Source organism: Alcaligenes sp. GCM10023179 (assembly GCF_042653705.1).
In the GTDB taxonomy this organism is placed as follows: domain Bacteria; phylum Pseudomonadota; class Gammaproteobacteria; order Burkholderiales; family Burkholderiaceae_B; genus Alcaligenes; species Alcaligenes phenolicus.
Genome location: NZ_JBHSIQ010000002.1, coordinates 927,359 through 940,023, shown reverse-complemented (window position 1 = coordinate 940,023; position 12,665 = coordinate 927,359). Strand labels below are relative to the sequence as shown.

The 12,665-nt window shown below is 58.4% G+C and carries 11 protein-coding genes; 5 read left to right on the top strand and 6 right to left on the bottom strand.

The genetic code is table 11. The annotated features are described in order from the left end of the window. Nucleotides 1–53: 53 nt before the first annotated feature. A complete protein-coding gene (locus tag ACFPDR_RS13680; protein ID WP_376911250.1) occupies nt 54–1,028 on the top strand; it encodes a FecR family protein in 975 nt (324 codons plus the stop codon). Nucleotides 1,029–1,062: 34 nt separating this feature from the next. Here ACFPDR_RS13680 and ACFPDR_RS13675 read toward each other — a convergent pair whose 3' ends face one another. The 3 genes from ACFPDR_RS13675 to ACFPDR_RS13665 all read right to left on the bottom strand — a co-directional run bounded on the left by ACFPDR_RS13675 (nt 1,063) and on the right by ACFPDR_RS13665 (nt 4,053). After that, nucleotides 1,063–2,622, bottom strand: a complete 1,560-nt coding sequence (locus ACFPDR_RS13675) for a TerC family protein (RefSeq protein ID WP_035268426.1) — start codon at nt 2,620–2,622, stop codon at nt 1,063–1,065. Between the two features lie 71 nt (nt 2,623–2,693). Beyond that, on the bottom strand, nt 2,694–3,044 hold the full coding sequence (locus ACFPDR_RS13670) for a hypothetical protein (RefSeq protein ID WP_035268424.1): 351 nt from the start codon (nt 3,042–3,044) through the stop codon (nt 2,694–2,696). A gap of 145 nt (nt 3,045–3,189) precedes the next feature. Then, nucleotides 3,190–4,053: a pirin family protein gene (locus tag ACFPDR_RS13665; protein WP_376911249.1), complete on the bottom strand. Its 864-nt coding sequence runs from the start codon at nt 4,051–4,053 to the stop codon at nt 3,190–3,192. Nucleotides 4,054–4,243: 190 nt separating this feature from the next. On the opposite strand from ACFPDR_RS13665, the gene ACFPDR_RS13660 reads away from it, so the two are divergent. Genes ACFPDR_RS13660 through ACFPDR_RS13645 form a run of 4 tightly spaced genes read left to right on the top strand, consistent with a single transcriptional unit; the run spans nt 4,244 to nt 8,774 of the window. After that, entirely contained in the window at nt 4,244–4,981 is a 738-nt protein-coding gene (locus tag ACFPDR_RS13660) for a sterol desaturase family protein (protein ID WP_026484040.1), read from the top strand. Next, a complete protein-coding gene (locus ACFPDR_RS13655) occupies nt 4,978–5,892 on the top strand; it encodes a fatty acid desaturase (protein ID WP_376911248.1) in 915 nt (304 codons plus the stop codon). Before ACFPDR_RS13660 ends, ACFPDR_RS13655 begins: the two co-directional genes overlap by 4 nt. A 14-nt stretch (nt 5,893–5,906) precedes the next feature. Then, nucleotides 5,907–7,817, top strand: coding sequence for a beta-ketoacyl-ACP synthase III (locus ACFPDR_RS13650; protein WP_302357329.1), 1,911 nt, complete (start codon nt 5,907–5,909; stop codon nt 7,815–7,817). A 3-nt stretch (nt 7,818–7,820) separates the two neighbouring features. Continuing rightward, nucleotides 7,821–8,774 carry a DUF6999 family protein gene (locus tag ACFPDR_RS13645; protein WP_376911247.1) on the top strand — a complete coding sequence of 318 codons (954 nt, stop codon included), beginning with the start codon at nt 7,821–7,823 and terminating at the stop codon, nt 8,772–8,774. 170 nt (nt 8,775–8,944) lie between these two features. Here the strand turns inward: ACFPDR_RS13645 and ACFPDR_RS13640 are convergent, their stop codons facing one another. From ACFPDR_RS13640 to ACFPDR_RS13630, 3 genes are read right to left on the bottom strand one after another with little or no spacing between them, the layout of a single operon-like run. Next, nucleotides 8,945–9,727, bottom strand: coding sequence for an N-formylglutamate amidohydrolase (locus ACFPDR_RS13640; protein WP_376911246.1), 783 nt, complete (start codon nt 9,725–9,727; stop codon nt 8,945–8,947). Beyond that, complete coding sequence (locus ACFPDR_RS13635; protein WP_376911245.1) at nt 9,708–11,090, bottom strand: aldehyde dehydrogenase family protein; 1,383 nt, start codon at nt 11,088–11,090, stop codon at nt 9,708–9,710. Before ACFPDR_RS13635 ends, ACFPDR_RS13640 begins: the two co-directional genes overlap by 20 nt. Continuing rightward, nucleotides 11,087–12,469 (bottom strand): glutamine synthetase family protein, encoded by a 1,383-nt coding sequence (locus ACFPDR_RS13630; RefSeq protein ID WP_376911244.1) that lies wholly within the window; start codon nt 12,467–12,469, stop codon nt 11,087–11,089. The genes ACFPDR_RS13635 and ACFPDR_RS13630 overlap by 4 nt, the downstream gene beginning before the upstream one ends. Nucleotides 12,470–12,665 lie beyond the last annotated feature (196 nt).

Here is a 12,665-nt window from a genome sequence, read left to right as displayed (position 1 = left end):
GTTTTGGATTGCGTTTGTCAGTCCCTGTGTAGTGCTTTTTGAATTGATTGTTGATGAACCCTGCTAATGCCTTGAATCTGGATGAAGACACCTTGCACAAGGAGGCACGAGCCTGGGTCAGCCGCCTGAAAACGTCCTCGCTGACCTCTCGTCAGGCTCGGGAGCTGCGCCGCTGGTGTGGGCGCAGTCCTTCTCATGCATCCGCTTTTGCGCACGCGCGCGAAATGTGGGATGCCATGCCCCAAGATCGTGAAGATTGGCTGCGCGAAGCCAAGTTGATGAAAAAACGTGGCCACCAGCCTTTGCGTCGCGCCTTGTTGGGCGGTTTGCTGCTGGGTGGTGGCCTGTATCTGGTCGCCAAGCCTCCTATGCAGTTGTGGCCTTCCTTGGCTGATTTGCGTGCTGACTATCGCACGGGTGCGGGCGAGCAGCGGCGCGTGCAGTTGCTGGACCATGTCTGGCTGGATATGAATACGCGCAGTCGCCTGAACGTCGGTGACGACCCGCATCTGGGTCGAATTGTGGCTTTGCTGGATGGGGAAGTGGAAGTGCGACAGTCCGAGCGCTCGGCCTCGGTGTGTACGGTGTTTGCGGGTGCTGGCTCCATTCAGACCTTTAATGGCCGTACCAATATCCGCTATCTGGATGGCAAAACCGAAGTCACCTGTTTGTCCGGCAGTGCGCAGGTGGATTTTGGTGGACAGGGATATCGGCTGGCTGCCGGTGAGCAACTTGTTTACGGTCGCCATGCGATCAGCTCGGTGCAGACAGTTGCGGCGGAGGATTTCCCGTCCTGGCGTCAGGGCCGTCTGACTTTTCATGAGCAGCCTTTGTCGCAGGTGCTGGCCGAGCTGAACCGCTATTGGTCAGGACATCTGATTTTGCGAGACGCCACGTTAGGCTCTGCCTTGGTCAGCTTTGCCGTCAGTCTGGATAACTTGCCTGAGGCGTTGGACATTTTGCAGCAGTTATATGGCGTGGCGGTGACGCGCTTGCCTGGCGGAATCGCGCTTTTGAGTCGTGCTTGATTGAAAAAAGCCCGCTTTGCAGCGGGCTTTTTTTTTACTCCTGTGTCTGCTCGGGTTCCTGCAAGCGGCTGACGTGCACCGTTGCAATACGACGCTGGCTGACTTCGGTAATCTCGAAGCGCAAGCCGTCTGCTTCAACGACCGTCCCTACCGTGGGCAGGGAGTCCAGACGCTCCAGCAGGAAACCGGCCACGGAATTGAAGCTGCTGTCTTTCAAAAGCAGGTCGTCCGCTTCCACGGCTTGGGCCAGCAAGAGCAGGTCTATGCTGCCATCCACTTGCCACAGATTGGGGCCAATCTGCTGAATGGCGGGTTGTTCGTCCTCGTCGGGGAACTCGCCGGCAATGGCCTCCAGAATGTCGATGGGGGTCAGCAGGCCTTCAATCGCGCCGTACTCGTCCGTTACCAGCACGAACTGGCCATTGGACTGCTTCAACATGGCAATCGCGCTGAGTACATCGGTGTGCTCGTGAACGATGATGGGTTCACGCAGATCCGGCCACAGTTTGACTTGCGGGTAGTCGTCCAGATCAGCCAGCAAATCCTTGGCGCGAGCCACACCCACCACCTGGTCCAGATCGCCCTGGCACACCGGCAAGAAGCTGTGTGGGGTGGAGCGCAGTTGCTGGCGCAAGGTATCGGCGGAGTCCTCGATATTGAGCCAGGTAATTTCCTGACGAGGCGTCATCAAGGAGCGAATCGGGCGTTCGGCCAGGCTGAGCACACCGCTGACCATATTGCGTTCTTCGGTGCGGAAAGCCTGCTCGTCCAGTTCCAGCTGACCATCGTTGCCGTTGTCGTCCTTGTCTTCATTCTTGCGGTTGCTCAGCATGCGCAGTACGGCTTCCGCAGTACGGTCACGCAAAGGACGGCGTGACTGCGAGCGCTGCAGGCTGCGGCGGGCAATCTGGTTGAAGAACTCGATGAGGATGGAGAAACCAATGGCCGCGTACAGATAGCCCTTGGGGATCTTGAAGCCCAGGCCTTCGGCGGTCAGCGTCAGGCCAATCATCAGCAAGAAGCTCAAGCACAGCACCACCACGGTGGGGTGGTTGTTCACGAAGGTGGTCAGTGGCTTGGAAGCCCAGATCATCAGCGCAATCGAGATAATGACGGCTGCCATCATGACGGGCAGTTGATCCACCATCCCCACGGCAGTAATCACCGCGTCCAGCGAGAACACGGCATCCAGCACCACAATTTGGGCTACCACGACACCAAAGCTGGCATAGGCCTTGTTGGTGCTGGAGTGATGATCGCCACCTTCCAGACGCTCATGCAGTTCGCTGGTGGCCTTGAACAGCAGGAACAGACCGCCCAGCAGCAGGATCAGGTCGCGCCCGGAGAAGCTGAGCGGGCCAATGGAGAACAGTGGCGTGGTCAGGGTGACCAGCCAGGAGACGATAGTAAGCAGACCCAGGCGCATGATCAGCGCCAGCGACAGGCCGATCAGGCGAGCACGGTCGCGCTGATGCGGGGGCAGTTTATCGGCCAGAATCGCGATAAAGATCAGGTTGTCGATGCCGAGAACAATCTCCAGCACCACCAGAGTTAATAAGCCGACCCAGATGCTGGGATCGAGTAGCCATTCCATGATGTTGTCCTGTTAGACAGATAAATAAGTGCAAAAAAGCAAAGAAGCAGGGCGCCGCGGCGCGTCAGGCGTCAGACGCGGGGCGGGCGGTGCTCCGGGGCAAATTCGCAGCAAATTGCTGGCAGGGAATAGGTCGGACAAGCCGATGGCCAGGCATGCAGCCAGAAAGACTGAACCGGGCAGGGCAAGGGGGTATCCGCGTGATCGGCGTACTGTTGCATGGGCGTGTGCGCCAAAATGGCGCTGAGCTGATGCAAAGGATGATTGGCGGATGAGACACGGCGTTCCGCAGACTCGGCTGCATCGGATTCGTGTTGAGCGAATAAAGCCGATTGACCACCTTGCACGGTTGCGTGGTAGTGGGAGCTGTAAGCCTGCAGGGGAAGAATAAGAAGCAAGACGACGACGAACCAGCGTCTCATAGTGTCTAAGGGAAGTCGATGACGGTTCAGTATATCGTATGCGGGCTGGCTCAATGCAAGTGTGCTGTGATGATGGATGGTCAGGTCGGGGTGGCAGGGGCCGCCATCGGGGCGCGTGGCAGCTTGGAAATAGTAGAGGGAAAGCTCAGCCCAGGCAGCCAAACCGGCCCTGATCAAAGTCGGCAATTGCCTGGGTAATTTCCTGTTGTGTATTCATCACAAAAGAGCCGTAGGTCAAAACGGGCTCATCAATGGGCTCGCCGCCCAGCAACAGTAGCTGGGTGTCGCTTTGGGCGTTCAGCCGGATAGTCTGGCCTTCCAGGCTTAGCAACACGACCTGAGCGGGGCGCACTCGCGTTTGCTGGTTCACTTGTACTTCGCCGCTTCGCACCAGCAAGCTGGTGTTCCAGCCCTCGGGCACCTGAAAACAGGCTTGATGCCCGGCCTTGATCTGTATGTCCCACAACAGGAGCGGGCTGTGATGCCGGGCCGCGCCGGGCTGCTCCCGGTATTGCCCGGCAATCACTCGTATCTGTCCGGCCTGATCGGGCAGGGCCAGAGCGGGAATGTCTGCGCAGGGCAGAGACTGCTGGCTGGGTGGGAGGGTTTTCGCACAAGCAGGCAGGTTGATCCATAGCTGCACCATTTCCCAGGTACCACCCTGACGGGCGAACGGCTCGGAATGGCTGGCCTGATACAGCAGGCCGGAGGCCGCACTTAGCCATTGCACATCGCCCGGACCCAGAGTGCCGCTATGACCGCTGGAGTCGCGATGCTCCAGCTCGTCCTGATACACCAGCGTGACGGTTTCAAAGCCGCGTTGCGGGGAGCCATGCACCTTGTGCCGACGGCTACGGGCCGGGTAGGGGGTGGGAGCGGCATAATTCAAGCGCAGAAAGGGGCTGTGCCGGTCCGCGTGGTCCTGATGGCTGAACAAGGTACGCGCCGCCAGACCATCGTCACCCGCCAAAGAGGGGCATGGACTGAGGATGCTGACGACCTTTTTCATGGCATGGATTCCGATTGAAAGCGCATGCCTTCAAGGATAGGGGCGAAACCCCGCTATGATTAGCCCCCGCTATTGCAAAACTGTATTGCTTGGGCGGGCTGGACGAATGCGAGCAATTAGTAACCAAATTAACAAACGTAATCTTCCTGACCGCGCTAGCATTAGCGCACTTTGTTACGTAGAGAGTGGAATGGGGCAGGCTTTTCAGGCCTTGAGCGTCTGGCAGGTAATGGGCGTGGGCTTATTGTTCTTCGGCGGCATTTACGTGCTGTTTGCACTGGGCACCTTGGCGCTGACACATTGGCTTTTACCTGCCTTGGGTTGGGGACGCCCCCTGGACACGCGCCCTTTGCGTCCTGGCCAACTGCGCCGGGAACTGAAGCAATCCGGTACGGCCATTCTGATTTTTGGCACCGGCATGATTTTTCCCTGGGGTTTTTTGCAGCTAGGCTGGGCGCATTTGACGCCTGATGCCAGCGCGACCCGCATTGTTCTGGAAATTCTGGCTCTGGTGATCTGGAACGACGTGCACTTCTGGATCAATCACCGTCTCTTGCATACCCGCTGGTTGCGCCGTTATCACGGCCCGCACCATTCTTCCGTTGTGGTGACGCCGTTCTCCACCTACAGTTTCCACCCGCTGGAGTCGATCATGCTGGGCAATGTGATTTTGCTGCCCATGGTCGTGCATGACTTCAGTTTCTGGTCGCTTTTGTCCGTGCCCTTGTTCAGCCTGTTTTTCAACAGCATCGGCCACTCCAATTACGACTTTTTCCCCCATGTCTCCAGCCGCCATTGGCTGGCGGCCAGCCGTCGCCACCAACGCCATCACGCGCAGTACAACGGCAATTACGGTTTTCAATTTAGCTTTATGGATCGCCTGTTTGGCACCCGCTTGCCCGACCGTCCCGAGGAGGCGCGGGGATGAGCGCTGCGTGGCGTTTGCGCCAGCCGCGCGATTGGCAAAGCCTGCTGTACCTGATTGCCTACCCTGTGCTGGTGGTCGCGCTGTGGCGGGGCGGTTTCTCCTGGATTCTGTATGGCTTGCTGCTGTTCCTGACGCTGGGCGTTGGAGTCATCAACCACAACCATCATCATCTGCGCATGTGGCGGGGTCGTCTCCCCAATCGCTTGACGGACTTCTGGCTGACCCTGGTACAAGGCCATCCCGCTTGCGTGTTCTGGCCTGCCCATGGGCGTAATCATCACCGCTATAAACATGGTGAAAAAGATGTGGCCCGCACCTACCGCTTCTGGCGGGGCGACACCAACGACACGCTGGGCTGGCTGATGCACCCCTTTGAGGCCGTGCCTGCGCTGTACCCCACAATTTTTGGCTGGCTGGGTAGCCTGCGCCGTCATTGGCCGGGCGTCTGGGCCTATTGCATGGCGCAGTACGGCGTGTGGCTGGGAAGCTGGGCGCTGGCCCTGGCGCTGGACCCGGTAAAAGGCTTTTTGTACGTGATCCTGCCGCAGCTGCACGGTTTGCACTGGCTGCTGACCACGAATTATCTGCAACATGCCCATGCTGATGGCAGCCATGAGGGCCGTCATGGCGAGCAGCTAGCCTATGCCCGCAATTTCGAGGGCCTGGTCAATCCCTTGCTCTTTAATATCGGCCTGCATGTGGCCCATCATGAGCATTCGCGTACGCACTGGTCCGAGCTGACCTGGCTGCACGACACCGAATACCGAGCCCGCACCCCGGACGCCTTGAACGAAGGGGGGCTGGTGCCTTATATGCTGCGTGTTTTTGTGCTGGGCCTGTTCATGCCCCGCTACCGCAGTCAATCCTTGAACGCCGTGGGCCAGACGGAGCGTCGGCGTGATTCCGTGTAATCAGGAGTATTTCTATGCCCGTGGCCTTTGAGCACGTTGTTATCCATCAGGCCCAGTGGTTTATGCCCGGAGAGCCGGTCGATAACACCGCAATGGATAACTTTATTGCCCCCTTGAATCGTATTTCGGGGCGCATCAAGCAACGCATTCTGGCCGAGAACGGTATTCAGCAGCGCTACTACGCCATTGGTGAAGATGGCAGCACGCGCTGGAGCAATACGGCCATGGCCGCCAATGCCGTGCGTGCGTGCCTGGAGCAGGCGGGTTTGAGCATGGCGGACGTGAGCTTGCTGGCCAGCGGCTCCTCGGGCGGGGATTTGTTGATGCCCGGCTTTGCCAATGCCATTCAAGGTGAATTGGCCGCTCCTCCACTGGAGGTGCATTCGGTCCACGGAATTTGCGCCGCTGGCGTGACCGCCTTGCAGGCCGTTGCCCAGGGGATCGAGCTGGGTGCGCACCGTCACGGCATGGCCGTGGCCAGTGAAATGCCATCGCGCTTGTTCCGCCGATCGCGCTTTGCCTCGCAAGGCTATCAGGCGGACTTTGACTCGCACTTCCTGCGCTGGATGTTGTCCGATGGTGCGGGCGCGGCCTTGTTAAGTCATCAAGATCAGGTTCTGCCCACAACGCAGCCCGGCGTCCGCCTGCGCTTGCGCTGGATTCATCAAAAATCCTTCTCGGGTGATTACCCGGTTTGCATGCAGCTGGGAGCAACGCGTGATTCCACCCGCAGCCATCTGGATTACGATTCCTGGGCCGAGGCCGAGCAAGATGGTGCCTTGTCCCTGCGCCAGGACATTCGCCTGCTGCCGCATCTGTTCGACATCGGCATACACGAATACGTAAAACTGGTGCGCGATGGCTGGGTAGACCCCGAGCGCATCAGCCATTTCCTGTGCCATTACTCCTCCGAAAAATTCATCCCCGTGGTGGCAGATTTGCTGGAACAGGCTGGCCTGGGCATTCCTGCCGAGCGCTGGTACAGCAATTTGCGCTGGCGCGGCAATACGGGCGCAGCGTCCATTCTGATCATGCTGGCCGAGTTCATGCGCGACCGGACCTTGACGCCCGGCGAGCAAATCCTGTGCTACGTGCCCGAGTCTGGCCGCTTCATGACGGCCTACATGCTGCTGGAAGTGGAAGCCTGCGATGCCCCCGCGGCGGCTGTGTCTTACCCGTCTGCCAAACAGTCGGCTCCGGCCTCGGTGGATCAGGTGGATATTGCCCCTCCGCATGACCCGGCCACAGCCCCGCAGGGTTTGCGCGATCTGCTGACGCAATTGGCCCCCATCTGGCACGACTATCGCTCCCAAGTGTGGCGTACGCCCTTGCTGCGCAGCCTGCACGACGGTTCGATCTGCATGCAGGATTATCAAAAGTGGATGGCAGACTGGATTCCCCAGGTACGTGAAGGCGCCAAGTGGATGCGCGAAGCGTGCGATTCCCTGTCGCCCACCTATGCTCCGTTGGCCGAGCTGATCCGTTTGCACGCCGGTGAAGAACAGGACGACTTCAAGATCCTGTTCGAGGACTATCAGCATGCCGGTGGTACCGCGACCGAGATCGAGCAACTGAGCCGTAATCCCGGCGGTCAGGCCTTGAACTCATATCTGCATGCGCTGGCGGCCAGCCAGGACCCGATTGGCTTGCTGGGTGCGATTTATATTATCGAAGGCACCGGCCAGCGTATTGTTCCGGCCTTGTTGCCTCTACTGAAATCCTCGCTGTCGCTGGAACCGAATATGTACCGTTTCCTGCACTACCATGGCATGAACGACGAGCATCACCTGGCCCGCTGGCTGGTGGCCGTTGAACTGGCTCTGGATTGCGATGAAACAGGCCGCGCCGAGCAGATTATTATTGAAACCGCGCGTCGTACCGCCGCCCTGTACCTGATGCAGTTCCAATACGCGAAAGAGTTTTAAGTCATGGATCAAATCCCGGATTTTTTAAGCAAGCCGCATGACCCGCAGGACCCCAATCCTTGGCGGGCCTTGTATCTGGATCGCAGCACGCCCCTGCCTGATGAAGTGAAGCAGGCCTGGCTGGCCGACTCCAGTTCGTCGTCACGCCAGTACCTGCTGCCATTCCTGCGGCCATTGGCGCGCCTGATGATTATCGTGATTCAGGTCGTTAAAACCTTTTTGCCGCGCAAATGGTCGCATTCGGGGCTGTTGCATCGCATTCTGGTCTGGGGCTTGAAGCGCTTTGTCTCGCCACAGGCCAACTGGCTGATTCTGCGTCACTTCCATTTGGGTTCACAGGTGCTGGCCTTTATTGCGGCCAACTCGCCTACCAAGGTGCCGACTACGCCGCTCACGCCCATGAACATCGACGAATTGCGCGATCACACCTTTGTGAAGCACGATTTGAATCTGTTCAATTTCGTGATCCGGCTCAATCAGACCTTGCGGGACAATAATCAGGAAATCGGCCCGCCGCAGCGCGTGGATTTCTCCATGATCCAGCCCGTGCCTTTGGCGCTGGACGATATGCCGCAAGGCCCGCTGAACAAGATGGATCTGCAAAGCGCCATCGAACTGTTCACGCCCCTGTACCAGTTGCTGCTGACTGATAACGACTTCTGGCGTGCGGCCAATTCCCTGCAGCTGGACGAGACCATCGGGATTTACGCGGCCAAGATTTTGCAGGCACCCGAGCATTTGATTCTGGTGAACAATGGTCACCCCTTGGTGCCCATGTCGACCTTGCGAGCAGGTTACCGTTTGGTGCTGCACGGTCTGTCTACAGAGATGCTGCATAGCTTGCTTAATCAGATGAAGCAGGCGCAGGCGCAGCAGGAAAGTGGTTTGAGCCCGGCGCAGGAGACAGGCTCAGACCAGGGCCCAGGGCAGGATGGTTCTGCTGCCGTCAGCTTGTAATGTATGAAGGCTCCCAGCCAAGGGACCTTCAGTCCTCTGTTTCTGGGATCAGGGTTCTGGCTCTACGCACCGAGCCTTGATCTTGTCGCCAGTCTGTTCAAGGGCTGCACTCGTAGGAATACGGGGGCAGCCCTTGGTGTTTGCAGACTGGGTGCCTTTACTACTGCCGTTCAGACTGCCGCTTTTTCCAGTCCAGCCAGTACATCATCAAGTGCATCAGCCAGGTATCCGGCCCAATGTTCAGTAGCTCCTGGCTGAGCCAGCAGATCCTGTCGGACCTCAATGGCAAAATGCGGTAGCCCTGCTGGAATTGCGTGGCGCAAGAAGGTATGCCCGCGTAGCTCGCGTCCGTCGTAGGGGTAGTTATTCCCCACGGAGCTGGCATGTCGTGACAAGCCTTGCAGCATCAGGGAGGCAGGCCATTCCTGCTCCCAGATGACGGCGGCGTGGGGGCGCTCCTGTCCATTCAAGGAAGCCGCAAAGGAATGGATAGGCAAGATCAGCACGGTGGGGTGATGCTTGCGCAAGGCGCTCAAGGTTTGGGCTACTTGCTGGTGAAAAGGCTCGAACACGCGCTGGGCCCGTTGCTCTCGGGCCGTGTCATTCAGACCCACATTGCCAGGAATCAGGCTGCCGTCGGAGCGCTCGGGAATCCAGTCCGCATCGTGGCTGGAGCGGTTGCAGTCTACATACAGCCGTGAGGTGGTACACAGCACGGCCGGCGCACCCATACGCAGCGCCAAGGCACGGGTTAAATCGGCCGCTCCCAGATCCACGGCAATATGGCGCCCCAGATCCTCAGGGCTACAGCCCAGATTATTGGCGTCCGGCGGCATTTGATTGGATGCGTGCTCGCACACTAGCAGAACGGGGGTGCGTCCCTCGGCGTTGAACACCGTGGCTGCTGGCCAGGGCTGCGGGTGGAGGCCGGAATCAGGATTGGAGATTGACATGGAAAGCCTTGAGAACCGTGTATTCATCAAAGGAAGCGGCACCGTAGGTTCTGCCTAGACCTGAGGCTTTGACGCCACCCCAGGGCAGGTTCAGATCCGCATGGTCGCAGCGGTTGACGTAGCAAAGGCCCGCCTCCACATCACGGCTTAAGGCCAGAGCCTGATCAATGTCCTGCGACCAGATCGAGGCAGTCAGACCGTAGCGGCTGTCATTCATCATGCCCAGTGCTTGCTGGTCGTCTGCCACCGCCGTGATGCAAACAAGCGGACCAAAGGCCTCTTCTTGAATCAAGCTGGAGTCTTGCGCCACATTCAGCAGGACGGCAGGTGTGACATAGGCGGAAGTTGGGTCGAACTGCACCGGATGGCTAATAACGGTGGCGCCTTCTGCTTCTGCCTGGGTAATCAGCTTGCGCAGCCGTTGGGCTGCCGCTGTGCTGACAACCGGGCCTATATCCGGCGTGCTGTCGGGGTGGCCCACGGTCAATTTATTCATGCCGCTGACAAAGCCCTCGACAAAGCGTTCGTAGAGCGATTCGTGTACGTAAATTCGCTCTACCGAGCAGCAGGATTGCCCGGCATTGTCGAAGCTGCCTGCTACCAGAGCAGGGATGGTGCTGGCCAGATTGGCATCGGCGCGCACATAGGCGGCGTCTTTGCCGCCCAGCTCCAGCCCGGTGCTGACCAGTCCGGCTGCTGCCGCCTGATACACGCTTTTGCCGCCCTGGTCGGAGCCAATGAACTGGACCGCGTGCACGTGCCCGGACGCCAGCAATTGCTCGGTGCTTGTGTGGTCCAGGTGGACTGCCTGGAATAGATCGGGATGCCCGCCTGCATCACGCCAGGCTTGCTCCATAAAGTCGGCAATGGGGGCTGTTTGATGGGCATGCTTAAGCAACACCACATTACCCGCCAAGAGGGCGGCCACACTCATGCCACCTGCCATGGCGACCGGGTAGTTCCAGGCACTGATCGCTAGGCACACGCCCTTGGGCTCGCGTCGTACCAGCCGCTGCGCTTGGGCGTTGGAGTTCATGCTGATGTCTTGCAGCTCCTGGCGGGCACGGATAATCATGTCCTCGGTGACGGCCAGAACGCGTGAAAGCTCGTCCGATTGTTGCGCGGGGCGACCAATCAGCTTCATCAACAAGTCTGCCAGCGCCTGACGACGCTGCTCCAGAATCGCTACAAAGCCTTGAATCTGTGTGATGCGCTGTTCCAGCGGCACCTTGCGCCAATCCTTGAAGGCCAGGGTGGCGCGCTGCACGGCAGCCTGGACCTGTTCATCACTCAGAATGCGGCGGGAGCCCACAATCTGGCCGTCGATGGGGGAAACAATAGGAGTAGGGTGGGCAAGCATCATGCAAACTCGAAAAAGCGTTGACGTTCAACGTCGGTAACCAGGGTCGCGAACTCTTGTTCCTGGGCGTACTTGCTGGCTACGTACGTATCGACAAAGGCATTGCCGAAAATCTCGCGTGCGACGGGAGAACGATCATAGCGGTAAATGGCTTCGCCAAAGGAGCTGGGGAACTTCAGTTCAGCGGGGATTTCCGACATTCTTTCGTAGACGTTGCCCTGCATTTCTTCGCTTGGCTCGATCTTGTTTTCAATGCCCCACAAACCCATACCCAAGGCGCAGGCCAGGGCCAGATACGGGTTGGTATCTGCGCCGGGGGCGCGGCATTCAATACGTTGTGAGGAGGGCGAGCCACCAATCGCGCGCAAGGCGCAGGTACGGTTTTCCCAACCCCAGGTGGCGGTAATCGGCGCAAAGATCCAGGGTTGAAAACGGCGGAAGGAATTGACCGTCGGGCCAAACATGATCAGAAAGTCCGGCAGAAGCTTTTGCATGCCGCCAATGAAGTAACGCATCTCCTGGCTGATGGCATTGGGCTGGGACGCGTCGTGGAAAACCGACTCGCCATCGGGGCGACGCAAGGATACATGGACGTGGCCGCTTTGCCCGTCGGCATCATTAGACCAGCGCGCCATGAAGGTCATTAAACGACCATGACGTTGCGCCAGAATCTTGGCAAAGGTCTTGAACAAGATAGCATTGTCGGCGGCCAGCACCCCTTCCTGATACCCCAGCGCGGCTTCCATGAAGCCTGCGCCCATCTCCTCGTGGACCCCTTCCAAAGGCACATCCAGACAGGCGAAACAGTCCAGCAGCGCGTTGTAGAAGTCCGTGTCCACGCCCTGACGCAGCATCAGGTTGTAGGACTTGCCCAGCGTTGCCAGGTCCAGATTGCGATAGTCTTTTTCGCGAATGGAGCGGGAGCTTTCATTGAACAGGGTGAACTCGTACTCGCAGGAGTGAAAGGGGCGGTAGCCCATTTGCTCAGCCTTTCTGGCCACGCGGTGATAGACGTTGCGCGGGAAAATCGGCTCTTCTTCCTCGACATAGTCAAACAGGAAAAACAGATTGCGCGAGGCGCTTTCCCAAGGGATCTCACGCCCGCTATCGGGAACCAGGCGGCACAGATTGTCGGAAAACTTGGCGTCCGCCAAAGACTGCCCGCCAGGCATGGGCCGCAGTACGTCGTTAAAGTCCAGTGCCAGGGTAGCTTGGGGAAACAGGATGCCCTTGTCTATGGTTTGCAGGAACTTTTCACGCGATACGTACTTGGCGCGAATCTGTCCCTGCATATCGGCAAAGCCAATATTGACGTGTTGCGGCTGCCTGGCATTGATCAGCGCTCGTACTTCTTCCAGGGTTTTGATCGATCGAATATCCATTTCATCTCCTGAACAGCCTTCCCTTGAAGCGACTATGGTTTAGACGTGTTTTGATTGTTTCTGTAGTTCTGTTACGTTCCATTTTGGAAACATTTCAGGAGATTTTATGCTAACCTGCCAACTTGTCAACGAAATTGTTTTAGGCATCAGCTATTCGTCCAGTGTGTCTGTCCAAGGCGACAGAACCGGGTTGGGT

Coding starts and splice junctions, on each gene's coding strand:
- ACFPDR_RS13630 (WP_376911244.1), bottom strand. CDS start 12,469: ATGGATATTCGATCGATCAAAACCCTGGAAGAAGTACGAGCGCTGATC.
- ACFPDR_RS13660 (WP_026484040.1), top strand. CDS start 4,244: ATGGGGCAGGCTTTTCAGGCCTTGAGCGTCTGGCAGGTAATGGGCGTG.
- ACFPDR_RS13650 (WP_302357329.1), top strand. CDS start 5,907: ATGCCCGTGGCCTTTGAGCACGTTGTTATCCATCAGGCCCAGTGGTTT.
- ACFPDR_RS13675 (WP_035268426.1), bottom strand. CDS start 2,622: ATGGAATGGCTACTCGATCCCAGCATCTGGGTCGGCTTATTAACTCTG.
- ACFPDR_RS13655 (WP_376911248.1), top strand. CDS start 4,978: ATGAGCGCTGCGTGGCGTTTGCGCCAGCCGCGCGATTGGCAAAGCCTG.
- ACFPDR_RS13665 (WP_376911249.1), bottom strand. CDS start 4,053: ATGAAAAAGGTCGTCAGCATCCTCAGTCCATGCCCCTCTTTGGCGGGT.
- ACFPDR_RS13635 (WP_376911245.1), bottom strand. CDS start 11,090: ATGATGCTTGCCCACCCTACTCCTATTGTTTCCCCCATCGACGGCCAG.
- ACFPDR_RS13640 (WP_376911246.1), bottom strand. CDS start 9,727: ATGTCAATCTCCAATCCTGATTCCGGCCTCCACCCGCAGCCCTGGCCA.
- ACFPDR_RS13680 (WP_376911250.1), top strand. CDS start 54: ATGAACCCTGCTAATGCCTTGAATCTGGATGAAGACACCTTGCACAAG.
- ACFPDR_RS13670 (WP_035268424.1), bottom strand. CDS start 3,044: ATGAGACGCTGGTTCGTCGTCGTCTTGCTTCTTATTCTTCCCCTGCAG.
- ACFPDR_RS13645 (WP_376911247.1), top strand. CDS start 7,821: ATGGATCAAATCCCGGATTTTTTAAGCAAGCCGCATGACCCGCAGGAC.